Raw genomic sequence first — 25,237 nt, forward strand, 5'->3', positions numbered from 1 at the left:
CAAGGCCGCCCCGAAGGACGGCCGGAACCGAGGGAGGACACGAGATGAAGCGTCTGATGCAGCGCCTGGCCGGGGGCATCGCCCTTCTGGCCCTCACCGTCTCCGCCGCTTCGGCCGAGACCTTCACCCTGTGGGTGCGGTCCGACGGGTCGAACTTCATGCCCCGCATCGTCGAGGCGTTCAACCAGAGCCACGAGGACAAGGCCGAGCTGCAGATCGTGCCGGTGGCCGAGCTGGTGCAGAAATACGCCACCGCCGCGGCCGGCGGCGCCGCACCGGACGCGCTGTCGCTGGACCTGATCTACACCCCGTCCTTCGCCGCGGCCGGACAGCTCGAGGACATCACCGACTGGGCCAGGTCCCTGCCCTATTTCGACAAGCTGTCGCCGGCGCATGTGAAGACCGGCACCTACAAGGACCGGATCTACGGCCTGCCCTATTCCGCCGACAGCTCGGTCCTGATCTGGAACAAGAAGCTGTTCCGCCAGGCCGGGTTGGACCCGGACAAGGGTCCGGCCAACTGGGCCGAGATCGAGGCGGCGGCGGAGAAGGTCGCGGCGCTGGGCGGCGACATCAAGGGCTTCTACTTCTCCGGCGCCTGCGGCGGCTGCAACATCTTCACCTTCACGCCGCTGATCTGGGCCAGCGGCGGCGACATCCTGACCGAGGACGGCAGCAAGGCGACGCTCGACACGCCGCAGATGCGCGACGCCATCGCCTTCTACCGCGACATGGTCCAGAAGGGGCTGGTGCCGGAGGGGGCGCGGACCGACACCGGGTCGAACTTCTTCGCCGCCTTCGCCCGCGGCAATATCGGCCTGGCCCCGTCCGGCGCCTTCGCCATCGGCGCCCTGAACACGCAGTTCCCGGACATCGACTACGGCGTCACCTTCCTGCCCGGGAAGACCGGCGGCTGGTCGTCCTTCGCCGGCGGCGACAATTTCGTGGTCACCAAGGGCACCACCAAGCTGAAGGCGATCAAGGCCTTCCTCGACTTCTCCTACTCGCTGGAGGGCCAGACCCTGCTGGCCCGCTACGGCAGCCTGCCGGTGCGCGGCGACATCTCGGCCGAGGCGCTGAAGGACCTCGACCCGCGCTACAAGATCGCGGCCGAGGCGATGGAGAAGGGCCGGACGCCCTATTCCGTGGTCTTCAACGACATCATCAACAGCATGAACAGCCCCTGGGTGCAGATGGTGAACGAGGTGTTCTTCGGCGACGACGTCGACGCCTCCCTCGCCACCGCCCAGGAGACGATGCAGGGCATCATCGACAGCGCCCCGGGGAACTGAGGGCGGTGATGGCATCCAGAATCGCCGAGGCCAACCCAAACGAGTCCCCCCTCCCCTCGTGGGAGGGGACTAGGGGGAGGGGGTTGTCTCCGCTTGGCCGAGCCTTGACTGCCGCAAATCCTTTCCGGCGAGATCGATCCTCTCCGCATTCGCGCGCAGACGCGCGCAGACCCCTCCCCCTACCCCCCTCCCGCAAGGGGAGGGGGGACAAGAAAGAGCTCGGCTCGTCGGGGAGACAGGCCTGATGTCCACAACCCAGGCCGCCGGCGCCATCCCGCGAGCCCTCGCCCGCCGCCGCCCCCTCCGCCGGCACCAATGGGCCGGGCTGGTCTTCGTCCTGCCGGCGGTGGCGCTGGTGGTGGTGTTCTTCGTGGTGCCGCTGGCGATGACGGCCTGGATGTCGCTGCACAACTGGCCGCTGATGGGCGTGTCGCGCTTCATCGGCCTCGACAACTATCTCGCCATCGCCCGCGACACCCGGTTCTGGAACGCCCTGCGCTTCACTGCCCTCTATACCGTCGTCGTCACCGTCGCGATCTTCGCCGCCGCCTTCCCGCTGGCGCTGTTCGTCGAGAAGCCGCGGCCCTTCGGCAGCTTCTACCGCACCGCCTATTTCCTGCCCGTCGTGGTCGGCTTCGCCTCGGCCAGCCTGCTGTGGGCCTGGCTGCTGAACGTCGATGCCGGACTGTTCAGCCCGGCGGCGGAGGCGCTGGGGCTGACCTCCGGCCGGGTCAACCTTCTGGCCGATTTCGACCCGGCCTTCTGGTCGATCATCGCCATGGTGGTGTGGAAGGTCGCGGGCTTCACCATGGTGATCCTGATGACCGGGCTGCAGGGCATCCCGGCCGATTATCTGGAGGCGGCGAAGATCGATGGCGCCGGCCCCTGGGCCCGGTTCCGCCGTATCACCCTGCCGCTGATGCGCCGGACCATCGCCCTGGCGCTGATCCTGTCGGTCACCGGCTCGATGCTGGCCTTCGACCAGTTCTACATCATCCTCGGCGGCGGCCCGCGCAACCAGACCGTCACCGCCGTCTACTGGATCTTCAACCAGTCCTTCGTCTCGTTCCGGCTGGGCTACGGCGCGGCGCTGTCGATGGTGCTGCTCGCCATCCTGCTGGTCCTGAGCGTGATCCAGCTGCGCCTGCTGCGCCATCCGGAGGGCGAATGATGAGCACGGCCGTGCCGATGCGCCGGGCCGCCCCCGGCTTCCTGCTGCAGGCGGCGGCGCTGATCGCGGCGCTGCTGTTCCTGGCGCCGATCGCCTGGACCATGCTGGCCAGCCTCAAGCCGGCGTCGGAGGCCAACCTGCCGCCGCTGCCGCCCTGGCCCAGCGCCGGCTGGAGCACCGACAGCTATGCCGCGCTCGACGCCTTCGGCGCCGGCGTCGGCCACTATGCCGGCAACAGCCTGACGGTCGCCATCGCCACCGCGGCGATCACCTCGATCGTCAGCCTGCTCGGCGGCTACGGGTTCTCGCGCTTCCGCTTCCCGCTGAAGAACGCGCTGTTCGTGCTGGTGATCGCCACGATCATGATCCCGTTCCAGTCGATCCTGACGCCGCTGTTCCTGCTGCTGACCAAGCTGGGCCTGCAGAACACGCTGGCCGGGCTGGTGCTGATCTACGTCACGCTGCAACTGCCCTTCTCGATCTTCATGATGCGCAACGCCTTCGACGCGGTGCCGCGCGAGATCGAGGAGGCGGCGCGGATCGACGGCGCCGGCAGTCTTCAACTGCTGGCCCGGGTGATGCTGCCGCTGGTGTTCCCCGGCATCGTCACCGTGGCGCTGTTCGCCTTCCTGGCCGCCTGGAACGAGTTCCTGGCGGCGCTGATCCTCTTGACCGACCAGGACAAGTTCACCCTGCCGATCCTGATGACCGCCGTCCGCTCCGGCCGCTTCGGCGCCGTGAACTGGGGCGCGGTGCAGGCCGGCGTCACCGTGATGATGATCCCCTGCCTGATCCTGTTCCTCGCCCTGCAGCGCTTCTACATCCGCGGCCTGACGGCCGGCGCGGTGAAGTAGACGCATTCCCTGACCGACCGATCGATGGAGTTCCGGATGACCGCCCCCGCCGCCGAGATTGCCCCCCGCGCCCGCTTCCGCCCGCCCGCCGTGCCGCAGGTCGAGGTCCGCGGCTTCTGGGGCGGCCGCATCGACGCCGTCTGCGCCAGGACCGCCGACACGCTGTACCAGCGCTGCGAGGAGGCCGGGATGCTGCAGCAGATCGATCCCGACCAGCCGGCGCCGGGGGTCAAGATCCCGTTCCACGGCGGGCTGGTCACCGCCCAGATGTTCTGGGATTCCGATTTCGGCAAGGTGATCGAGACCGCGGCCTACTGCCTGCAGCGCACCCCGAACCCGGAGCTGGAGCGCAAGGTCGACCACGTCATCGAGCTGTACGGCCGGCTGCAGCAGCCCGACGGCTATCTCAGCAGCTGGTACCAGCGGATCGAGCCGGGGCTGCGCTGGACCAATCTGCGCGACTGCCACGAGCTGTACTGCGCCGGGCACCTGATCGAGGGCGCCGTCGCCTATTACCAGGCCACCGGCAAGCGCCAACTGCTGGACATCATGTGCCGCTTCATGGACCACGTCGCCACGGTGCTCGGCACCGGACCCGGCCGGAAGCGCGGCTATTGCGGCCATGAGGAGATCGAGCTGGCGCTGGTCAAGCTGGCCCGCGTCACCGGCCAGCAGAAATACATGGATTTGGCCAAATACTTCATCGACGAGCGCGGCCGGCAGCCGCATTTCTACGATGCCGAGGCGCGCGAGCAGGGCCGCGACCCGGAGGACTACATTTTCAAGACCTACGAGTACAACCAGTCGCATGTGCCGGTGCGGGAGCAGGACAAGGTCGTCGGCCACGCCGTCCGCGCCATGTACCTCTATAGCGGCATGGCCGACATCGCGATGGAGTACGGCGACGACAGCCTGCGCCTGGCGCTGGAGCGGCTGTGGCGCGACCTGACGAGCAAGCGCCTCTACGTCACCGGCGGCCTCGGCCCCTCCGCCGACAACGAGGGCTTCACCGCCGATTACGACCTGCCGAACGAGAGCGCCTATGCCGAGACCTGCGCCGCGGTCGGCCTCGTGTTCTGGGCCGGCCGGATGCTCGGCCTCGGCCCCGATGCGCGCTACGCCGATATGATGGAGCTGGCGTTGTACAACGGCGCCTCCTCCGGCCTGTCGCTGGACGGCGCCACCTTCTTCTACGAGAACCCGCTGGAGAGCCGCGGCGGCCATCACCGCTGGACCTGGCACCGCTGCCCCTGCTGCCCGCCGAACATCGCCCGGCTGACCGCCTCGATCGGCAGCTATATGTACGGCCAGTCGGAGGACGGCATCGCCATCCATCTCTACGGCGACAGCACCGCCACGCTGGACGTCGCCGGCGGCAAGGTGCGGCTGGTGCAGGAGACGCGCTATCCCTGGGACGGCGTCGTCGCCATCACGGTCCACCCGGCGGCACCGGCCGTCTTCACCCTGCATCTGCGCATTCCCGGCTGGTGCCGGAAGGCGACGCTGTCGATCAACGGCGAGCCGCAGGACCTGGCCGCCGTCACCCGCAGCGGCTATGCGGCGCTCACCCGGCGCTGGACGGCCGGCGACACGGTGAAGCTGGACCTGGAGCTGGCGGTCGAGCGGATCCACGCCCATCCCGAGATCCGGCACGATGCCGGCCGGGCCGCGATCCGGCGCGGGCCGCTGGTCTATTGCCTGGAGGGCGTCGACAACGGCGTGCCGCTCAACAGCCTGGTGCTGCCGGCGGATGCCAGGCTGACCCCACGCCACGAGCCCGGCCTGCTGGGCGGGGTGGTGACGCTGGAGGGCCAAGCCCGGGCGCAGCCGGTGTCGGACTGGGGCGACGACCTCTACCGCACCGCCCCGCCGCCCGAGCATCCGGTCAGGATCAAGGCCGTGCCCTATTACGCCTGGGACAACCGCGACCCCGGGGAGATGCTGGTCTGGGTGCGGACGGCCTGACCGGCCGCACCCAGACCAGCGTCAGCGCTTGGCGGTGACCCCGACCTCGGAGCGGCTCATATACTCCTGGGTCAGGGCCGGCATCTGCTGCCAGATCCAGTCGCCCATCGCCTCCTCCTCGGCCTGGATGCGCTCGCAGGTCTCGGCGATGCCCGGCTCCCCGGCCTCGCGGGCGGCCGCCGCCAGCATGCGGTAGCTGCCGGCCTCGAACTGCTCGAAGGAGTAGCTGCCGAGCGCGTGCTTCAGCACCTCATCCTCGGTCATGGAGTGGAACAGGCCCTGGACGTTGGCGATGGTCTTCTGGGCCAGGACCTTGAGGTCGGACGGGTCGGCGCCCAGCTTCGCCAGGCAGCTTTCCACGTCCTCCCGCTGCCGCCTGGTCTGCTGCAGATGCTCCTGCACCTTCGCCCTGGCCTCGGGATAGGTCTCGAGCCGGTCGATCTGCGTCTCCAAGAGGGAGACGGCCTGGCTCTCCATCGCATAGGCGTCGCGCAGCCAATGCGTCAGATGCTCTCTCGGGTCGGTCATCGCGCTCTCCTGTCGCTCCGATACGTCTTGAAGGCTCAACAGCACCTTGCCGGAACCCGTTCGACCGCCCGCCGAAAATTGCGACGCCGCCCCGCGGCCGGAACCGGCGGCGGGCCGCGGCCATTGGCCTGATAGCGGCCATCTCGGAGCTTGGCCATCTCGGAGCTCGGAATGCCTTCGCCCAGCCGGAAGGAGAGCGCGGAACAGCTGCGGCGGGACATCGACCGCGGCCTGACCGGAGACAAGATCCCGGTGCAGGACCCGGCCGCGGCGCCGCTGGGCACCGACGACGAGGCCGCCGGCATGCCGCCCACCTCCGAGGAGATCCGGGATGCCCGCCGCCGCGAAGCGATCGGGCGCCCGCCGGACACCGAGCTCGCACGCGGCCCCGCGACATCCGATCCGCGGCTGCCGCAGACCCTGCGGCCGATCTATGCCATCGCCTTCCTGTTCGCGCTGATCTTCGTGGTGGTGCTGATCCTGGCCCTGTGGAGCCTGGCCTGATCACCAGGGGAGGAGAAATCCGGCCAGGGCCAGCAGCAGCGCCGGCGGCATCACGACGAGGCCGAGCCGGAGGAACTGCAGCGCCCCGACCTCCAGCCCCTCGCGGCGCAGGGCCACCAGCCAGAGGATGGTGGCGAGCGAGCCGGTGACCGACAGGTTCGGGCCGAGATCGATGGCGATCAGCGCGGCGCCCGCGATCTGCGGCGGAATGGGCGGTTGGCCCAGGGGGGCCTGAGCCAGCGTCGACTGCACGATCAGCCCCGCTGGCAGGTTGTTCATCAGGTTGGTGGCCACCGCCACGATCGCGCCCGTGCCCCAGGCCGCGCCGTCGACCGAGCGGGAGGCAGCGTCCTGCAGCGTCGCGGCGAGGAGATGGACCACGCCGGTGCGGTCCAGCCCCTCGACCAGCACGAACAGCCCGGCGACCAGCGGCAGCACCTCCCAGGAGATGCGGCGCAGCAGCTCCCAGGGCGCGGCACGGCGATGCAGCAGCACCGCCGCGGTGGTGAGGAGGCCGGCCAGCGCCGTGGGCAGACCGAGATCGAGCCCGAAGGCGGAGGCCAGCAGCAGCACCACCGCCGTGGCGCCGAGGCCCCAGGCCGCCATATGGCCGCCCGGCGGCAGGGCCGGCACCGGCACGCCGGTGGCGATGGGCGCACGCAGCGCCTTCGCCTGGGTCAGGCGCAGCGCGACGAAGGTGGCCCCGATCGCCAGCGCCGACGGCAGGGCGAACCAGGACAGCCAGGTCAGCAGCGGCGGCATCTGGCTGCCGAACACCACGAGGTTGGCCGGGTTGGAGATCGGCAGCACGAAGCTGGCGGCGTTGGCGATGAAGGCGCAGATCAGGAGATAGGGCAGCGGCGCCGCCCCGGCCGCCCGCGCCACGGCATAGACCGCGGGCGTCAGCACCACGGCGGTGGCGTCGTTCGACAGGAACACGGTGACGACGATGCCGACGACATAGGTCAGCCCGAACAGCCGGCTGGCCGATCCGCGGGCCTGCCGCGCCGCGATCGCCGCCGCCCAGTCGAACAGGCCTTCGGTGCGCGCCAGCTCGGCCAGCAGCATCATGCCGATCAGGAACAGGTAGACATCGGTACCTTTGCCGATCGCCGCCAGGGCCTCCGGTGCCGGCAGCAGGCCGAACCCGACCAGCGCCACGGCGCCGGCGGCCGCCCAGATCGCCTCGGGCAGGCGCCAGGGCCGCAGGATGACGCCGCCGGTCGCCAGCGCGGCGATGCCCCAGGTGGCGGCGGCGCCGTCGGTCAGCATGCTCATGTCGGGATCGACTCTCGGTTCCGGTCCTTCGTTAGCCGAGCCGGCGGCCTTTCGGCAAGATGCGCGTCAGCGCAGCCGCGCGGCCTCGGCCTCGTCGAGAAGCCCGAGCCGCCGCGCCGCCGCCAGCAGATGCCGGCGCATCGCCTCGCGCGCCGCGGCGGCGGACTCGCCGGCGATGGCGCGGTGGATGCGGCGGTGCTCGTCGATCACCCGGTCGACCAGGGCCGGCTGCTTCAGCGTGTTGCCGCGGGCCACCGACACGCTCTGGCGCAGCAGGACCGACAGGTAGCGCTGGAAATCGGCGACCTTGCCGTTGCCGCTCGCGGCGGCCACCGTGCGATGGAATTCGATGTCGGCGGCGACGCCGAAATCGGCGCCATGCTTGGTTCGGTCCATCTCCTCCAGCCAATGGGCCAGCGCCTCCAGATCGGCGTCTGTGCGCCGCACCGCAGCCAGCGCCGCCCCCTCGACCTCGAGGCAGAGCCGCAGTTCGAAGATCTCGCGCGGAGCGGGGCCGCTCGTCACCTCCTCGTCGCGGATCCGGAAGGACCGCTGCAGCGGCGCGTCCGACACGAACACCCCGGCCCCCTGCCGGCTGACCAGGATGCCGTCGGCCCGCAGGCGGGACACGGCCTCGCGGATCACCGTCCGGCTGACGCCGAAGCTGGCGGCCAGCCCGGGCTCGGTCGGCAGCCTGTCCCCCGCCGCGAGACGCCCGGTCTCGACATCCTCCTGCAGCGCCTTGACCACCCGTTCCGCCAGCGGCGCCGGCCGGCCGAGCCGGCGGCCGGCGGCCGGCTCGCCTCCTGCGACGTCCCGGATTTGGCGATCGACGGTCAACCGCGGCTCCCAGCGACGCTCGGCAGGATCTTGCCGGGATTGAGGATGTGCTTCGGGTCGAGCGAGGACTTCAGGGTCCGCATCAGTTCCAGGTCTACCTCGCCCTTGAAGCGGAGCAGGCTCGCGGCCCGCATCTGGCCGATACCGTGCTCGGCGCTGAAGCTGCCGCCGCGCGCCATCGCAAGCTCCTCCACCGCCTCGGTGATGGTCCGGTAGAGCGGGCCGAGCTCGGCGACCTTCTGGCCCTCGGGCGGCATGACGTTGATGTGGAGGTTGCCGTCGCCGAGATGGCCGAAGACGTTCAGCCGGCAGCCGGGGAACCGGTCCCGCACCAGGGCCTCGGTCGCCGCGACCATCTCGGGGATCAGCGCGATCGGGACGGTGGTGTCGTGCTTCACCGCGCCGCCGGACGCGAGCTCGGCGTCGGAGATCTCCTCGCGCAGCCGCAGCAGCCGGGCCCTCTCCCGCTCGCTCTGGGCGATCACCGCGTCCTGGGCCGTGCCGGCCTCCAGCGCCTCCCCCAGCACCTGCTCGAGGGTCAGGGAGATCGGGTCCTGGTCGCTGGGCGAGGACAGCTCGATCAGCACATAGGCCGGCGCGTCGAAGGGAGGCCGGGCATCGGCGACCTGCCGGGCGACCAGCCGCATGGCGTCACCCGCCACATACTCGCACATGGTCAGGGCGCCGCCGGTGCGGCCGCGCACCGCCTGGAACAGGTCGACGGCCCGTGCGACCGACGGCACCGCGACAAGCGCGGTGGCGCGCTGCACGATCGCCGGGAACAGCCGGAGGCAGGCGGCGGTGACGATGCCGAGCGTCCCCTCCGAGCCGATGAAGAGCTGCTTGAGGTCGAAGCCGGTGTTGTCCTTGCGCAGCGACCGCAGCCCGTCCCAGACGCGCCCGTCGGCCAGCACGACTTCGAGCCCGAGGACGAGGGACCGCATCGAGCCGTAGGCCAACACCTGCAGGCCGCCGGCATTGGTCGAGACCGCGCCGCCGATCTGGGCCGTGCCTTCCGCCGCGAGGCTGAGCGGGAACAGCCGGCCGACCGCGGCCGCCGCCTCCTGCACCGCCCGCAGCGTGACGCCGGCTTCGACCGTGATGCTGTCGCCGACCGCGTCGACCGCCCGCACCGCCGTCATGCGACGGAGCGACAGGATCACCTGCGGTATCCCGGCCACCGGGACCGCGCCGGCGACCATGCCGGTGTTACCGCCCTGCGGCACGATCGCCACGCCGGCCTCGGCGCACAGCCGGACGGCCGTCGCGACCTCGGCGGTGCTGGTCGGCAGGACGACGCAGAGCGCCGGGTTCGAGTGCAGGCGGCGCCAATCGGTCACGAAGCCGGCGAGATCCGCCGGATCGTCGAGCACGCCCTTGGGCAGCGCGGCGCGCAGACGGGCCACGAGATCGCCATGCGGGGCCAAATTCATCATATGACCATGTCAGTCAGTGACCTCGATACCCTATGGCAGGTGAAGACCCCTGGCAAGGCCCCCGGCGCGACGGAGATCGCAGCCGGCCGGAGCGGCGGTGACTTTTTCCCTCCTTCGCGCGTTGACTGGGCAGGGACAGGAAGCGAGGGATCCCACGCCGTGAGGGTCATTCGAAGCACCGCGGCCGTCGACCAGGAAGCGGATTGCCCCGTGGAGACATCGGTGCTGCGGCCGCGGCGGAACGTCTGGCGGATCGAGCAAGCCGGCCGGGCCGCGGTGCTGATCGACGCCGCCGCCTATTTCGGGGCGCTGCGCTCGGCGATGCGGCAGGCGAAACACCGGATCCTGGTGATCGGCTGGGATATCGACAGCCGCACACCCCTGGTCGGACCGGAGGGCGAGCCGAAGGACGGGCTGCCGGCCGCGCTGGGCGACTTCCTCTGCGCCCTGGTCCGCGAGCGGCCCGAGCTGTCGGTCAAGCTGCTGCTCTGGAACTACTCGCTGTACTACGCGCTGGAGCGCGAGCCCCTGCCGCTCCTCGCCCTGCAATGGAGCACGCCGCCGCAGATAGAGCTGTGCCTCGACGACGAGATCCCGGTCGGCTCCTCGCACCACCAGAAGATCGTCGTGATCGACGATGCGGTTGCCTTCGTCGGCGGACTGGACCTGACGATCCGTCGCTGGGACACCTCGTCCCACCAGCCGGAGCATCCCGGCCGGGTCGACCCGGCCGGTGTCGCCTACCCGCCCTTCCATGATGTCCAGATGGCCGTCGACGGCCCCGCGGCGCGGGCTCTGGCCGAACTCGCCCGCTGGCGCTGGGAGCGCGCGACATACGAGGCGCTGCCGGCGGTCGCCGCCCGGTCCGTGCCGTGGCCCGAGCAGGTCGAGGCGGATTTCCACGACGTCGCCGTCGGCATCTCCCGGACGCTGCCGCTCTATCCCGGTGAGGGCGAGGCGCGCGAGATCGAGGCCCTGTTCGAGGACATGATCGATGCGGCCCGGGAGACGATCTACATTGAGAACCAGTTCCTGACCTCCGCGCGCATCGCCGAGCGCCTGGCCCGCCGGATGCAGGACGTCCCGGCGCTGCAGGCCGTGATCGTGGCCCCACGCATCCACCACAGCTGGGTCGAGCATCGCGCCATGGCCCCCGGGCGCATCCGGTTCATGGAGATCCTGCGCGCCGCCGGCGTCGCCGGGCGGGTCAGGCTGCTGCACCCGCAGGCCGGCCGCGACGGTACGACGGCCGATGTCATGGTCCATTCCAAGCTGATGATCGTGGACGACCGGCTGCTGCGGGTCGGCTCCGCCAATCTCTGCAACCGCTCGATGGGCGTGGACAGCGAATGCGACCTGACTCTCGAGGCCACCGATGCCGATGAGCGCCGGGCCATCCGGCGCATCCGCACCCGTCTGCTGGCCGAGCATTGCGGGGTCGAGCCGGAGGAGATGGATCGGCGAATCCGCGAGACCGGATCCCTGCTGGTCGCGATCGCGGCCGCCGGGACGGAACGCCACCTGGTGCCGGTCGACGACCATCAGCCGATCGCGGACGAGCGGGGCTGGACCCTGGCCGGCTTCGCCGACCCTCGCCACCCGCTGCCGGCGACCGGCCTGATCGACCGCGCCCTGGCTTCGGTCAAGGCGCGCTGGCGCGGCCTGCTGCGCATCGCCCCGATCGTCGTCGCGGCCCTGCTGCTGGCGCTGGCCTGGGGCACCACCGACCTCGCCGGCTGGGCGCAGCCGGAGCGGCTGCAGCAGTCCCTGCACGGCCTTGCGGGAACCGGCTGGGGGCCGCCGCTGGTCGTCGCCGCCTTCGTGCTGGGCGGGATGGTGATGTTCCCGGTGACGGTGCTGATCGCCGCGACGGCCGCCGCCTATGGCGCCTGGCCGGGGCTGGCCTATGCCGGGGCCGGCGCGCTGGCCAGCGCCCTCGCCGGCTATCTGGTCGGCCTGATGGCGGGCGAGAATGCCTTGCGCGCCGTCATGGGCCCGCGACTGCACCGGATCCGCGACGGCATCGCCCGCCGCGGGGTGGTCGCCGTCGCCACGATCCGGCTGGTGCCGGTCGCGCCCTTCACCCTGGTCAACCTGGTCGCCGGCGCGGCACGGATCCCGATCCTCGACTTCGTCCTGGGCACCGCCCTCGGCCTGGCGCCCGGGCTGCTGGTGCTGTCGACGCTGGGCGACCGCATCCTGTCGATCCTGCGCGATCCGTCCCTGGCGGAGATCGGCGTCCTGCTGGCGGTTCTGGCCGCCTGGATCGCGCTGTCCGTCGGGCTGCAGGCGCTGGTCAGCCGGAGGCGGCGCTCGCAGTCGTGACGGACGCGCCGCTCCGCCTTCTGACCTGGAACATCCATGCCGGCATCGGCCCGGACGGCCGTTACGACCTCGACCGCGTGGTCGCCCTGGTCCGGCGGCACGAGCCCGACATCGTCGCCCTGCAGGAGGTCGATTCGCGCGGCCGCGGCAACGGCCCCGATTCCCCCTTTGCCCTGCTCGCCACGGCGCTCGGCCCCCACACCGCCGCGGCGCGGACCATCGTCGCGCCGGACGGGCATTACGGACATCTTCTGATCAGCCGCTGGCCGCTGTCGGCCATCCAGCTGCACGACCTGACCCATTCCCGCCGGGAGCCGCGCTGCGCCGTCGAGGCCATGGTCTCGGCTCCGGCCGGCCCGCTCCACCTCGCCTCGGTCCATCTCGGCCTCGCCTTCTCGGAACGGCGCCGCCAGGCAGCGATGCTGGCGCGGATCGCCGACAGCGCGGCGCGGACCTCGGTCATGCTCGGCGATTTCAACGACTGGACCTGGAACGGCGCCGTCCGGCGGTTGCTGGCCGAGGTGCTGCCGGCCCGCACGCCGCAGCGCACCTATCCGGCCCGCTGCCCCGTGCTGACGCTGGACCGGGTGTATTGCCGGCCACGCCATGCCCTGCTGCGCAGCTGGGTCGATCCGGAGGGCCGGCATGCCTCGGACCATCTGCCGCTGATCGCCGAAATCCGGGTCGACCCGGTGCCCATGGCGTCGGAACCCGCGATCCGGCCGTCTCGTTGACCGGGCAGGACCGACTGCCTCCAGCACGGAGCCGACCATGAGACGCCTCCCGGCGGTTGTGGCCGTCGCCGCCATGACCTGCCTCGCGACCGTCCCGACCGCATCGGCGCAGAGCGGCAACACCGCCGCGCAGCCGGTGCGGACCGACGCCGCCGGTTATGTCCGAGAGACCGCGATCAGCGACCTGTTCGAGATCTCGGCCGCCCAGGCGGCGCTGAAGAAGGCGTCCTCCGACGAGGTCCGCAGCTTCGCCCGGATGATGATCGACGACCACATGAAGGCCGGAGAGCAGCTGGCGGACGCGGCAAAAGGCCAGACTCTCGCCACCTCCCTGCCGACCGGCGTGGACGCGCGGCACGACCAGCTGCTGCAGGATCTCGCCAACGCGACCGAGCAGGATTTCGACCGGCTGTACATGCGGATCCAGGTGGAAGCCCACACCGCGGCGCTGAAGCTGCAGCAGGACTACAGCAGCTTCGGCGCCAACCCCGCGCTGAAGGCGATCGCGACCCAGCTCGTGCCGATCGTCAAGCGCCACCTTGATCAGGCCCAGACCATCCTCGACCGGCTCAGCAGGGCCTGACGACCGGGCGATGCCGGATGCGGTTCGCCGATCCGTCGAGTTCGATGAAAATCTTCATGAAATGAGATTGCGAGTCATTATTATTCTTGATAATTGAGCAACCGACATTTCACGACGGGCGTGGCGCAGGCCGCCGGCGTCCGCGGTTCCGAATAAGAAGGATGGGGTGGCATGGGTGCTGGATACGGCGCGCGCGATCGCGTGCGGATGTTGCTAACGACAACCATTCTCGTCGCGGCCGGCGGATCGGTCGGGACATCCGCGCAGGCGCAGACGCAGGTTCAGCCTCCGGCGCAGCCGCAGACCCAGGCGCAGGAGACGCAGCCCGGGGACGGCGTCGTCCTGGCCCCGATCGTCGTCACCGGCCAGGGCGAGGACCCGACCGGCCCGGTGCAGGGCTTCGTGGCCAACACCGGCCTCAGCGCCACCAAGACCGCCACGCCGCTGATAGAGACGCCGCAGGCGATCTCGGTGGTCCCCAAGGACCAGATCACGGCGACGAACGCCGAGACCCTGTCCCAGGCGCTGACCTACACCCCCGGCGTGACCTTCCAGTCCGGCGCCTACAGCCGGCTGAACGACGATTTCATGATCCGCGGCTTCAACGTGTCCACCGGCGCATCCGGGATGCTGCGCGACGGGCTGCGGCTGCAGTCGAACGTCTATGACGGCAACCAGGAGCCGTACGGGCTGGAGCGCATCGAGGTGCTGCGCGGTCCGTCCTCCGTCCTCTACGGCCAGCTGACCCCCGGCGGCGTGGTCAACGCCATCAGCAAGCGGCCGACCGACACGACGTTCCACGAGCTGAACGCCGAATACGGGAGCTATGGCCGGACCCAGTTCTCCGGCGATACCGGCGGCCCGATTGATGACAACGGCATGCTGTCCTACCGCTTGACCGGTCTGTGGCGCGATTCCGGCAACTGGGTCGATCACGTGCCGGACGACAAGTTCTACATCGCCCCGGCCCTCACCTTCCGGCCGTCGGACGCGACCACCATCACCTTCCTGAGCGACTATCAGGAGATCTACACCCGCTTCGCGCCGCCGATGCCCTTTACCGAATTGCGCGAAGGCAAGATCCCGCGCGACCTGTTCATCGGCCAGAAGGGCTACGACAAGTACTACAGCGAGAGCTACACGCTCGGCTACCAGCTCGAGCACAAATTCAACGACAGCCTGACCCTGCGCAATTCCCTGCGCTACTACCATGCCGAGGTGGATTGGAACTATCTGAGCTACGGAGCGCTCAGGCCCGACAACTCCCTGACCCGCGGCGTGATCAATCGCGACGAGGTGTCAAACGGCTTCACCACCGACACCTCGCTGGAGGCGAAGGTCGAGACCGGACCGGTGCAGCACACGCTCCTGGCCGGCGTCAACACCTACGGCGTCAGCTACGACACCAATCGCTTCGGCGGCTCGGTCGGCCCGCTCGGCGACATCTACGACCCGGTCTATGACGCGAACGTCACCGTCAACAGCAACAACACCGGCTTCAAGAACTCGGGCTCGCAGATCGGCGTCTATTTCCAGGACCAGATGAAGATCTACGACAAGCTGATCCTGGTGCTCGGCGGCCGCTACGATTGGGCCGACGCCTACAACAACAGCTACCGCAATCAGGCCACGCTCGACCTTCTGGGCATCGACCGGAAGCAGAGCCGTTCGGACAGCGCCTTCACCGGCCGCGTCGGGCTGCTGTACCTGTTCGACAACGGCCTCGCGCCCTATCTCAGCTTCAGCCAGTCCTTCGACCCGACCGCACTGAGCTCCGGCGTCAGTGCCGACGGAAGGCAGTTCGAGCCGAGCAAGGCCAACCAGTACGAGGCCGGGCTGCGCTATCAGCCGGCGGGCGAGAACTTCCTGGTCAGCGGCTCCATCTACCGGATCGACCAGGACCATGTCCTGATGACGGATCCGGAGAACAACCTGTTCTCGATCCAGACCGGCAAGGTGCGGTCGCAGGGTATCGAGCTGGAGGCCCGGGCCAGCATCGGAGCGCTGAACCTCGTCGGCGCCTACAGCTATACCGACGCGCGCAACATGGAAGGCCAGCTGAAGGACGAGCGTCTGGCCCTGGTCCCGTATCACAATGTCTCGGTCTGGGCCGACTACAAGCTCGACGGCCTCGGCCTCAGGGGCCTGACGATCGGCGCCGGCCTGCAATATCTGAGCTCCATCAACATCCCGGGCTTCTATACCAGCGGCCAAGACGCCGGTGGGAAGGTCCGTGAGGACGTGCCGGGCCGCATGCTGGTGGACGCCATGATCGCCTACGATTTCGGCGCGCTCGACGAGCGCCTGACGGGGACCACGCTGCAGCTCAACGCCAAGAACCTGTTCGACACGGACTACATCACCTGCGTCGACATCGGCGGCTGCCGCTACGGCGAGCCCTTCACCATTTCGGCCTCGCTGGGCTACCGCTGGTGATGATGTGATGCTGCACCGGCGCGGGTTCCTGGGCGGGATCGGGCTGGCCCTCGCCGGCCCGGCCCGGGCGCGCGCGCAGGCTCCGGGACCGGCGCGCCGGGTCGCGTGCCTCGACCTGCTGCTGACCGAGACGCTGCTGACGCTCGGCGTCACCCCCGCCGCGGTCGGCAACATCCCGCTCTATGACCGTCTGGTGGCCGAGCCGAGGCTGCCGGACGGCGTGCCGGATCTGGGCCCGCTGCAGGAACCCAACCTCGAGCTGCTGCAGCATCTTCGGCCCGACCTGATCCTGGCCCCCTCCTGGGCGGAGGTCGGCCAGAACGACCTCGAACGCATCGCCCCGGTCGCCTGGCTGCCGAGCTTCTCCGCCGAGAAGCCGGCGCTGGACCATGCCCGGGACCTGCTGATCCGGGTGGCGGCGCTGACCGGCCGCGACGCCGAAGCACGCTCCTGGTCCGATCGCGCCGACGCCGTCCTGGCCGAGGCGCGCCGCGTGATCGAACCCTGGACCGACCGGCCGGTCTATGTCGTCCGCTTCATGGAGGACGGGCGCCACGCCGCGATCTTCGGCGGCAAGGGCATGATCGGCGACGTGCTGTCCCGCCTGGGCCTGCGCAACGCCTGGACCGGGCGGACCAATGTCTGGGGCACCACCTCGATCGGCATCGAGCAGCTAGCCGGCGACGCCGAGGCCCGGCTGATCCATTTCGACCGCGGCGCCGAGACCGAACGCGCCCTGCGGCAGCTCGCGGCCAGCCCGCTCTGGGCCGCCCTGCCGGCCGTGCGCCGGGGCCGGGTGATCGAGATGCCGGTGGTCTATCCCAACGGCGGGGTGGCCTCCGCCATCCGTTTCGCCCGGCAGCTCGCGCAGGTCCTGCCGGCCCAGGGAACCCCGAATGGCTGATCTCGCCTTGCCCCGGCCGGCGCCGACCGGCCGCCCGGCCCTGCTGGCGGCGCTGCTGATCGGTGCCGCCCTGGCCCTGTTCCTGTACCATCTGCGGGCGCTGCTGCCCGTGGCGGAGTGGGAGCGGGCCCTGACCGCGCCCGATCCGGCCGAGATGCGCCAGATGCTGGCGCAGTACAGCCTGCTGCCGCGCCTGGTCGTCGGTCTGTTGGGTGGCGCCGCGCTGGGCCTCGCCGGCGTGCTGTTCCAGCAGGCGCTGCGCAATCCGCTGGCCGAACCCGGAACGCTGGGCGTCTTCGCCGGGGCGAAGCTGGCGCTGATCGCCGCCACCTTGTCGGCGCCGTCGCTGCTGGAGGCCGGACAGGAGGCCGTGGCCCTGCTCGGCAGCGCCGCGGCGATGGTCCTGATCATGCTGCTGAGCTGGCGCCACAAGCTGGCGCCGATCGCCGTGATCCTGGCCGGGCTGGTCGTCACCTTCTATCTCGACGCCGGCAGCAAGATGCTGGTGCTGTTCAACCACCAGGCCCTGACCGATCTGCTCGTTCTGCAAGGCGGATCGCTGAACCAGAACAACTGGGATGTGGTGCTGGCCCTGGCGCCGCGCCTGGCCCTGGCCGGGCTGGCCGGCGTGCTGATGCTGCGACCGCTGACCCTGCTCGACCTCGACGAGGACGGCGCCCGCGGCCTCGGCCTGTCGCCGGCGGCGGCGCGCCTGGCGGCGATCGCGGTGGCGGTGCTGCTCAGCGCCTCGGTCGCCGCCCTGCTCGGGCCGATCGGCTTCATCGGCCTGGCCGGGCCGGCGATCGCCCGCTTGGCCGGCGCCCGCCGGTTCCGCGACCGCCTGGTGTGGGCCCCCGCGGTCTCCGCCGGGCTGCTGGCGCTGACCGACCAGCTGATGCAGTTCGTCGACGCCGCCGGCGCGGTGCCGACCGGCGCCGTCACCGCCATCCTCGGCGCGCCGCTGCTGCTGTGGCTGCTGCGCCGGCTGCGTCCGGCGGCGGGCGAGGCCCGGCCCGACCGTTCGGCCGCCGATGACCATCGCCGCCGGCATCCATGGCCCTGGGTCGGCGGCACCCTGCTGCTGCTCGGCCTGGTCGTCTGGGCCGCGCTGGCGCTGGGCCGCACGCCGGAAGGCTGGCAGTGGAGCATGGGCGGCGAGCTCGACCTGCTGCTGCCCTGGCGGGCGCCGCGCGTCGCCGCGGCGCTGGGCGCCGGCTTCATGCTGGCGACGGCAGGCGTGGTGCTGCAGCGCCTGACCGGCAACGCCATGGCGAGCCCGGAGCTGCTCGGCGTCTCCTCCGGCGCGGCGCTGGCGCTGATCCTCGCCGCCGTCGCCATGCCTGGGCTGGACCGCCTGGCCCTGACCGGCGTGGCCGGGCTCGGCGCACTGACGGCGCTGCTGGCGGTGCTCTCGCTCGGGCGGCGATCGGCCTTCTCCTCCGAGCACATGCTGCTCGCCGGCGCGGCGCTGACCACCATCGCCGGCGCCTTCGTGGTGGCGCTGCTGTTCAGCGGCGACCCGCGGACCGCGCTGCTGCTGGGCTGGCTGTCCGGATCGACCTACGGCGTCTCCGCCCGCGACGCCGCGATCACCTGCGGCCTCGCTCTCGCCGCCACGTTGATCCTGCCGCTGGCCGGGCGCTGGTTGGCGATCCTGCCGCTCGGCGCCGCGACCGGCCGCTCGCTGGGCCTGTCGCTGGCCCGCAGCCGGGCCGCCCTGCTGCTGCTGACCGCGGCGCTGACGGCCGGGGCGACGCTGACTGTCGGCCCGCTGAGCTTCGTCGGGCTGATGGCGCCTCACATGGTCCGCATGCTCGGCATCCGGCGGCCGACGCCGCAGATCCTGGGGGCCGGGCTGCTCGGCGCCGGGCTGATGGTGCTGGCCGACTGGCTGGGCCGCACCATCGCCTTTCCCTGGCAGGTGCCGGCAGGACTGGTTGCGACCTTCGTCGGCGGCACGTATTTCATCTGGCTGATGCAGCGACGACGGCCGGCATGACACCTCCATGATCGACGCGATCGCCCCGATCTTCGTCGGCCCGCTGGCCGATTTCGCCGACCGGCTGATGCTGGCCGACGATCCTCGGCCTGGGATCCGGGGATCCGCCCTGCTCGACCCCGCCACGCTGGGCCCGATCCTGGAGCGCTTCGCCCGGCGCTACGACCAGCCGGAGCCGCGGGCGGTGGCTTCGCTGTGGGCGAAATGGCATTTCTGGATGTTGTTGACCCCGGTGGTGGCGGCCAGCCTGCTGCTGGAGCATGGGCTGCCCACGGATCTCGATGAAATCGAGGTGATCGTGGCGCCGGACGGACAGACGGCCGGATTCAAGCTGCCGCATGACGGCGGCCGGACCGCCCCGGCCGACGGCTTCGAGCGCTTCGGGCCGCTGGTCGACCGGCATATCGAGCCGCTGATCCGGGCGCTCGCGGCCCAGAGCGGCGCCACCGCGAAGGTGCTGTGGAGCAATGTCGGCAACCTGTTCGAGAACCTGCTGCGCCAGATCGAGGCGTCCGGCATGGCGCGCGGCCCCGGCCCGGCCCAGGCCCGCGTCCTGATGGCCAGCCGAGACTGGCCCGGCCGGCGCGGCAACCCGCTGTTCGAGCCGGTGCGCTATGTCGAGCGCGACGGCGAGCGGAGGAGGCTGCGGCGCGTCTGCTGCATCCGCTATCTGATCCCCGGCCTGGAGCTGTGCTCGACCTGCCCGCTGGAGAAAGCGAGACCGGCATGAACCACACCGCCCCGGCGCCCGCGGCCGAGACCGACGCCACACCGGCGATGTTCGAGCTGACGCAGGCCGCCTTCGCCGTGGCCGGGCGCACCCTGCTGCAGCCGCTGGACCTGACGCTCGCGCCACACCGGGTCACCGGACTGATCGGGCACAACGGCTCCGGCAAGTCGACGCTGCTGAAGCTCCTGGCGCGGCAGCAGCCGCCCAGCGCCGGCACGGTCCGCTTCGAGGGCCGGCCGCTGCGGGACTGGGGCGACCGCGCCTTCGCCCGCCGGGTTGCCTATCTGCCGCAGCAGACGCCGCCCGCCTCCGGCCTGCTGGTGCGCGAGTTGGTGGCGCTCGGGCGCTATCCCTGGCACGGCGCGCTCGGCCGCTTCGGCGCCGCCGACCGCGAGAAGGTCGAGGAGGCGATGGTCCTGACCGACATCGTTCCCTTCGCCGACCGGCTGGTCGAGACCCTGTCGGGCGGCGAGCGGCAGCGTGCCTGGCTGGCCATGCTGGTGGCGCAGGACGCGGCTTGCCTCTTGCTGGACGAGCCGATCTCCGCCCTCGACATCGCCCATCAGGTCGATGTCCTGGCACTGGTGCAGCGGCTGAGCCGGAGCAGGGGGCTGGGCGTCGTGGTGGTGCTGCACGACATCAACATGGCGGCGCGGTTCTGCGACGACATCGTGGCGCTGCATTCCGGCCGGCTGATCGCTCGCGGCGCGCCGGATACGATCCTGCAGCCGGAGCGGCTGCAGGCGATCTACGGCATCCCGATGGGCATCCTGCCCAACCCGGCCGGCGGCCCGCCGATCAGCTATCCCCACTGACCGGCGGTTCCTCGGCTACTGAGCCGCCACAGCCATGGAGTCGACCGCGCGCAGCGCCTCGCGGACGCCGGACTGGAAGTCAGGCGCGTGGATGATGTCGAGGTGGGTGGCGCCCGGCACCCGGGCCAGCGCCGCCACCGGCGCCAGCAGGCTCCAGTCGCGCAGCCGCTCCGGCCGGCCCAGCGAATCCTCGGCCTGCCAGACATGGACCGGCAGGTCGAGCGGCCGGTACTGGTAGCGCGCGGCGCGCAACCGCTTGTCCAGCATCGCCCACAGCTCGAACTCGCGCGAGGTCAGGTCGGGCCCGTCCGCCGGCAGGCTGTCGGCATGGGCCAGGACATGGTCGTCCAGCGCCGCCCGTTCGGCCTCGTCCATCAGACCGAACAGGGACCGCCATTGCGCCGCCATGGCCGAGCGGCCGAGCCACTGCTCCAGCAAGGCCGCGGCCCGCTGCCGCTCCTCCGCCGCCGGCCGCCGGTCGGTGCGGAAGTCGACGGATTCGAAGACGTCGACCAGGCCCAGGAACTCGACAGCCACCCGCCCCTTCAGGCGATGCGCCGTCTCGAAGGCCAGGTCGCCGCCGGAGGACCAGCCCAGCAGGGCGCAGCGCCCGCCGGCGGTGCGCTCGATATGGGCCGCGAACTCCCCGGCCAGGGCCGCCATGTCGTAGCCGCGCCAACGCTGCTGCGTATAGACATGGCTGACGAAGCCGGTGACCGGGCGGTCGCCGCCCAGCGTCGCGACCATCGAGGCGAACTCGGTCGAGTTCACGATCAGCCCGGGCAGGCAGTATAGCGGCACGCCGTCTCCACCCTGCTGCAGGTGCACCACCTCCGGCCCCTTCGGCGGCTCCGGCGCGATCCGGGCCGCAAGATCGGCCAGGCTGCGGGCATTGAGGATGTCGGCCAGGGTCAGCGCCTTCCCCCCGGCCAGCCCCTGCTTGCGGATCCGGGCCAGGAGCTTGAGGCTGAGGATCGAATCCCCGCCGAGGGTGAAGAAGTTGTCGTCGCGGCCGATCGCGTCGGTGCCCAGCAGGCCGGACCAGAGAGCGGCCAGCGCCTGCTCGGTCTCGCCGCGCGGCGGGTCGCCGGCCGGCTTCGCCGCCGCGGGCGCCGGCAGCGCCTTGCGGTCGAGCTTGCCGTTGGCGGTGACCGGCAAGGCGTCGAGACGCACCCAGGCCGCCGGCACCATGTAGTCCGGCAGCCGCGCCGCGAGCCGGGCCTTCACCGCCTCCAGATCCGCGCCGGCCGGCGCCGCGACATAGGCGACGAGTTGAAGACGACCGTCTTCCGCCGGCAGCGCCACCACCGCCGCGTCGGCGACGCCTTCGAGGCCGCGCAGCGCGGTCGCCACCTCGCCCGGCTCGACCCGGTAGCCGCGGATCTTCACCTGGTCGTCGGCCCGGCCGAGGAATTCCAGGCTGCCGTCCTTGAGCCGCCGCACCCGGTCGCCGGTGCGGTACAGCCGGGCGCCGGGCGCGCCGAAGGGATCGGGCACGAAGCGCTCGGCGGTCAGGTCTGGGCGGCCGAGATAGCCGCTCGCGACGCCGGGACCGCCGAGATAGAGCTGGCCCGCCGCCCCGGCCGGCACCGGATTCAGATGATCGTCCAGCACATGCGCCGCGGCATCCGGCAGGGGCCGGCCGATCGGCAGCGTGCCGGCCGAACGCCAGGCCTTCTCGGCAGGCTGGCAGAGCGCGCCGACCGTGGCCTCGGTCGGGCCGTAGTGGTTGATCACCCGGCAGCCCGGCGCCAGCTCGCGGATCCGCTGCAGCAGCGGCCAGCCGGTGGCCTCGCCGCCCAGCACCAGCGTGTGGGCCGGCAGCGCATCCTGCGGCCGGCGCGCCTGCAGCAGCGCCTGCAGGTGGCTCGGCACGATCTTCAGCACCTCGATCCGCTGCGCCGCCATGGTTTCGGCGAAGCCGTCCGGGTCGAAGGCGCGGGCCGGATCGATCAGATGCAGCTCGCCGCCGCCATACAGCGCGCCGTACAGCACGGTGTTGCCCAGATCGGCGGCGACGGTCGAGACCATCGCCATCCGCGCGCCTTCGGGCAGGCCGAGGACCTGCAGCACGCCGCGGGCGTAGTCGGCGATGCCGCCGCGGGTGACGACCACGCCCTTGGGCCTGCCGGTCGAGCCCGAGGTGTAGATCAGGCAGCCGGCCTGGTCCGGCACCGGCTCGGGCAGCGTGATCGAGGTCTCGTCGGCCTGGTCGTCCAGCGACAGGCGCAGCACCTCGCGGCCGAAGCTTTCGGGGGTCTCGGCATCGACCAGCAGCCAGCGGGCGCCGCTGTCGGCCACCAGCTCGGCCCGCCGTTCGACCGGCGCCGCGGGGTCGAGCGGCAGGTAGGCCGCGCCCGCCTTGAGCACGCCGAGGATCCCGAGCACCCATTCCGGCGTGCGCCCCATCTGCAGCGCCACGCGGTCCTCGGGACGGACGCCGCGGGCGACCAGCCGCCGCGCCAGCCGGTCGGAGGCACGGTCGAGCTGCGCCCGCGTGTAGGAGCGCTCCTCGTGCCGGATTGCGACCGCCTCCGGCCGCGCTGCCGCCTGCGCCCGCCAGGCGGTGATCAGATCGGCCGGCGGTTCGGCGCTGTCCGGACCGAAGGACGTGTCCGGCGCCGGGGCCGGGGAGAGATCGGCCAGGCGCCCATCCGGTGCGGCCACGACGGCCTCGGCCAGGACCGAGAAATCCGCCGTCAGACGCTCGATCGTCGCCGCGTCGAACACATCGGTGGTGTAGGCGATGAGGATGTCGATGCCATCCGAGCGGTCGGTGAAGTCGAGGCTGAGGTCGAAATGCGCGGCGCCGCTGCCGAGGCCGCGCAGCGTCATCGCCAGCCCGGCGAAGTCGCCGCCCCCCGGCGCATCGGCCTGCTCGGTGCATTTCACCTGAAACAGCGGGAGCACCCCGGCCTGGCGCGGCGGCGCCAGCGCCTCGACCACCATGTCGAAGGGCACGTCGATCCGGGTCTCGGCGGCCAGCAGGCCCTCGCGCACCTGGTCCAACAGTGTGGTGAAGCCCCGGCGCTGGTCCAGCACCGTGCGCAGCACCGCGACATTGGTGAAGTAGCCGATCATCGGATGCGTCTCGGCCCGGCCGCGATGGGCCAGCGGCGCGCCGATCCGGATGTCGTCGCCGCCGCCGTTCCGCGCCAGCAGCAGCTTGAACAGCGCCAGCACGGCCATGAAGGTCGAAGCGTTGCGGCCGCGGGCCAGGGCGCGCAGCCCGTCGCTCACCGGCGCAGGCAGCCGGAAGCGGTGCGTCGCCCCGGCGTCGCTGCGCTGCGCCGGCCGCGGCCGGTCGAAGGGCAGGTCGAGCGGCGGGTGGCTGTCGCCCAGCGCCGCCTTCCAGGCGTCGAGCTGGCGCGCCTCCTCCCCCGCCTCCAGCCAGCTGCGCTGCCAGGCGGCGTAGTCGGCATAGTGCAGCGCCAGCGGCGCCAGGCCCGACAGCGTGCCGTCGCGCCGGGCGGCGTAGAGGGCGGCGAGGTCGCGGATGATCAGCCCCATCGACCAGCCGTCGGCGACGATGTGGTGCAGGGCCAGGACCAGCCGGTGCTCACGGTCGGCCAGCGCGTGCAGCTCGAAGCGTAGCAGTGGCCCAGCCTCGAGATCGAAGGGCTGCCGCGCCAGAGCCTCGGCGCAAGCGTCGCTCTCCACCTCCCCTGTCGCGCGCAGGTCGCGGACGGCGAAGGGCGGCGGCAGCTCGGCGTGGAGGCGCTGCACCGGCCGGCCCTCGGCGTCGATGCCGAAGGTGGTGCGCAGCGCCTCGTGCCGGGCGACGAGATCGCCGGCCGCCGCCTGCAGCGCCGCGGAGTCGAGGTCGCCGGACAGGGACAGGATGCCGGCCATGGTGTAGGCCGGGCTGGCCGGGTCGCGCTGCCAGGTCAGCCACAGCCCGCGCTGGGCGTGGGAGAGCGGCAGGTCGCCGCCGCGCTCGACCGGCACGATCGGCAGCGACGCGAAGTCGACGCCATGCTCGGCCAGCTTGTCCAGGAAGGCGCGGCGGCGATCCGGCGCCAGTGCGGCGAAGCGGCGGGCGATCTGCTGGGCATCGACGGTCATGTCAGGTCCTCGAGTTCGCTCATCCACGCGTCCATGTCGTCCAGCCGCTGCCCGGCGGCGCCGGCGGACAGATCCAGGCTGGCGGCCAGCCCGGCGAGGGTGGGATGGTCGAAGAAATGGCGGATCGGCAGGGCGCGGCCGTGCCGCTCCAGCAGCAGCGCCCGCACTTTCATGGCGGCCAGCGAGTGCCCGCCGAGCTGGAAGAAGTCGTCGTGGCGGGAGACATGGGCGAGGCCGAGGACGTCTTGCCAGATCCGGGCGATGGCCAGCTCGGTCTCGCCCTCGGGCTCGGCCCGGCTGTCGGCGCTGCTCTCCCACTCCGGATCCGGCAGCGCCTTGCGGTCCAGCTTGCCGTTGGCCGAGACCGGCAGGGCCGCGAGCATCACGATGCGCGACGGCACCATGTACTCCGGCAGCAGCGCCGCGAGGTGCTGCTTCAGCCCGGCCTCGTCGGGCTGAACATCGCCGGCGGCATAGCCGACCAGCCGGCCCTCCCGCAGCACCACCACCGCATCCCGCACGCCGGGGCACGAGCGCAAGCCAGCCTCGATCTCGCCGAGCTCGATCCTGAGGCCGCGCAGCTTCACCTGATGGTCCAGCCGCCCGAGATACTCGATCGCCCCGTCCCCGCGCCGCCGCACCAGGTCGCCGGAGCGGTACATCCGGCTGCCCGCAGGTCCCTGCGGGTCCGGCACGAACCGGTCCGCCGTCAGGTCGGGGCGGCCGAGATACCCCCGCGCCAGGTTCACCCCGGCGATGTACAGCTCCCCGGCCACCC

General features: G+C 71.4%; 19 protein-coding genes. 13 read left to right on the top strand and 6 right to left on the bottom strand.

All coding sequences use genetic code 11. The features are described from left to right. Positions 1 to 44 precede the first annotated feature (44 nt). The 4 genes from ACFW16_RS25910 to ACFW16_RS25925 all read left to right on the top strand — a co-directional run bounded on the left by ACFW16_RS25910 (position 45) and on the right by ACFW16_RS25925 (position 5,282). The gene (locus ACFW16_RS25910; RefSeq protein ID WP_380310513.1) at positions 45 to 1,292 is read left to right on the top strand and encodes an ABC transporter substrate-binding protein; all 1,248 of its coding nucleotides are present in this window, start codon (positions 45 to 47) and stop codon (positions 1,290 to 1,292) included. Between the two features lie 244 nt (positions 1,293 to 1,536). Beyond that, on the top strand, positions 1,537 to 2,463 hold the full coding sequence (locus ACFW16_RS25915) for a carbohydrate ABC transporter permease (protein WP_380310515.1): 927 nt from the start codon (positions 1,537 to 1,539) through the stop codon (positions 2,461 to 2,463). Beyond that, positions 2,463 to 3,317 carry a carbohydrate ABC transporter permease gene (locus ACFW16_RS25920; RefSeq protein WP_380310517.1) on the top strand — a complete coding sequence of 285 codons (855 nt, stop codon included), beginning with the start codon at positions 2,463 to 2,465 and terminating at the stop codon, positions 3,315 to 3,317. Before ACFW16_RS25915 ends, ACFW16_RS25920 begins: the two co-directional genes overlap by 1 nt. Before the next feature lie 36 nt (positions 3,318 to 3,353). Continuing rightward, entirely contained in the window at positions 3,354 to 5,282 is a 1,929-nt protein-coding gene (locus tag ACFW16_RS25925) for a glycoside hydrolase family 127 protein (protein WP_380310519.1), read from the top strand. Between the two features lie 21 nt (positions 5,283 to 5,303). On the opposite strand, the gene ACFW16_RS25930 is transcribed toward ACFW16_RS25925, so the two are convergent. Continuing rightward, positions 5,304 to 5,810, bottom strand: coding sequence for a ferritin-like domain-containing protein (locus ACFW16_RS25930; protein ID WP_380310521.1), 507 nt, complete (start codon positions 5,808 to 5,810; stop codon positions 5,304 to 5,306). 171 nt (positions 5,811 to 5,981) lie between these two features. On the opposite strand from ACFW16_RS25930, the gene ACFW16_RS25935 reads away from it, so the two are divergent. Continuing rightward, positions 5,982 to 6,314: a hypothetical protein gene (locus ACFW16_RS25935; RefSeq protein WP_380310523.1), complete on the top strand. Its 333-nt coding sequence runs from the start codon at positions 5,982 to 5,984 to the stop codon at positions 6,312 to 6,314. Here the strand turns inward: ACFW16_RS25935 and ACFW16_RS25940 are convergent, their stop codons facing one another. From ACFW16_RS25940 to ACFW16_RS25950, 3 genes are all read right to left on the bottom strand, one after another. Beyond that, complete coding sequence (locus tag ACFW16_RS25940; RefSeq protein ID WP_380310525.1) at positions 6,315 to 7,592, bottom strand: SLC13 family permease; 1,278 nt, start codon at positions 7,590 to 7,592, stop codon at positions 6,315 to 6,317. 66 nt (positions 7,593 to 7,658) lie between these two features. After that, positions 7,659 to 8,432, bottom strand: a complete 774-nt coding sequence (locus tag ACFW16_RS25945) for a FadR/GntR family transcriptional regulator (protein WP_380310526.1) — start codon at positions 8,430 to 8,432, stop codon at positions 7,659 to 7,661. Next, positions 8,429 to 9,868 carry an FAD-binding oxidoreductase gene (locus ACFW16_RS25950; RefSeq protein ID WP_380310528.1) on the bottom strand — a complete coding sequence of 480 codons (1,440 nt, stop codon included), beginning with the start codon at positions 9,866 to 9,868 and terminating at the stop codon, positions 8,429 to 8,431. The genes ACFW16_RS25945 and ACFW16_RS25950 overlap by 4 nt, the downstream gene beginning before the upstream one ends. A gap of 210 nt (positions 9,869 to 10,078) precedes the next feature. Between ACFW16_RS25950 and ACFW16_RS25955 the strand changes: the two genes are divergently transcribed. The 8 genes from ACFW16_RS25955 to ACFW16_RS25990 all read left to right on the top strand — a co-directional run bounded on the left by ACFW16_RS25955 (position 10,079) and on the right by ACFW16_RS25990 (position 20,394). Beyond that, the gene (locus ACFW16_RS25955) at positions 10,079 to 12,193 is read left to right on the top strand and encodes a VTT domain-containing protein (RefSeq protein WP_380310530.1); all 2,115 of its coding nucleotides are present in this window, start codon (positions 10,079 to 10,081) and stop codon (positions 12,191 to 12,193) included. Next, positions 12,190 to 12,927, top strand: a complete 738-nt coding sequence (locus ACFW16_RS25960; protein ID WP_380310532.1) for an endonuclease/exonuclease/phosphatase family protein — start codon at positions 12,190 to 12,192, stop codon at positions 12,925 to 12,927. Before ACFW16_RS25955 ends, ACFW16_RS25960 begins: the two co-directional genes overlap by 4 nt. A gap of 37 nt (positions 12,928 to 12,964) precedes the next feature. Next, on the top strand, positions 12,965 to 13,510 hold the full coding sequence (locus tag ACFW16_RS25965; RefSeq protein WP_380310534.1) for a DUF4142 domain-containing protein: 546 nt from the start codon (positions 12,965 to 12,967) through the stop codon (positions 13,508 to 13,510). Positions 13,511 to 13,717: 207 nt separating this feature from the next. Continuing rightward, the gene (locus ACFW16_RS25970; RefSeq protein WP_380310536.1) at positions 13,718 to 15,946 is read left to right on the top strand and encodes a TonB-dependent siderophore receptor; all 2,229 of its coding nucleotides are present in this window, start codon (positions 13,718 to 13,720) and stop codon (positions 15,944 to 15,946) included. Positions 15,947 to 15,953: 7 nt separating this feature from the next. After that, positions 15,954 to 16,850, top strand: a complete 897-nt coding sequence (locus tag ACFW16_RS25975; protein ID WP_380310538.1) for an ABC transporter substrate-binding protein — start codon at positions 15,954 to 15,956, stop codon at positions 16,848 to 16,850. Further along, positions 16,843 to 18,849 carry a Fe(3+)-hydroxamate ABC transporter permease FhuB gene (gene fhuB / locus ACFW16_RS25980; RefSeq protein ID WP_380310539.1) on the top strand — a complete coding sequence of 669 codons (2,007 nt, stop codon included), beginning with the start codon at positions 16,843 to 16,845 and terminating at the stop codon, positions 18,847 to 18,849. The genes ACFW16_RS25975 and fhuB overlap by 8 nt, the downstream gene beginning before the upstream one ends. Positions 18,850 to 18,856: 7 nt before the next feature. Then, entirely contained in the window at positions 18,857 to 19,579 is a 723-nt protein-coding gene (gene fhuF / locus ACFW16_RS25985; protein ID WP_380310543.1) for a siderophore-iron reductase FhuF, read from the top strand. Then, complete coding sequence (locus tag ACFW16_RS25990; protein ID WP_380310545.1) at positions 19,576 to 20,394, top strand: ATP-binding cassette domain-containing protein; 819 nt, start codon at positions 19,576 to 19,578, stop codon at positions 20,392 to 20,394. Before fhuF ends, ACFW16_RS25990 begins: the two co-directional genes overlap by 4 nt. Before the next feature lie 15 nt (positions 20,395 to 20,409). On the opposite strand, the gene ACFW16_RS25995 is transcribed toward ACFW16_RS25990, so the two are convergent. Together ACFW16_RS25995 and ACFW16_RS26000 are read right to left on the bottom strand one after the other, a co-directional pair. Continuing rightward, positions 20,410 to 24,459 (bottom strand): amino acid adenylation domain-containing protein, encoded by a 4,050-nt coding sequence (locus ACFW16_RS25995; RefSeq protein WP_380310547.1) that lies wholly within the window; start codon positions 24,457 to 24,459, stop codon positions 20,410 to 20,412. Next, a partial coding sequence (locus tag ACFW16_RS26000) for a phosphopantetheine-binding protein (protein WP_380310549.1) occupies positions 24,456 to 25,237 on the bottom strand: 782 nt, incomplete at its 5' end. The genes ACFW16_RS25995 and ACFW16_RS26000, both read right to left, overlap by 4 nt.

This window comes from Inquilinus sp. NPDC058860 (genome assembly GCF_042743185.1).
Taxonomy (GTDB): domain Bacteria; phylum Pseudomonadota; class Alphaproteobacteria; order DSM-16000; family Inquilinaceae; genus Inquilinus.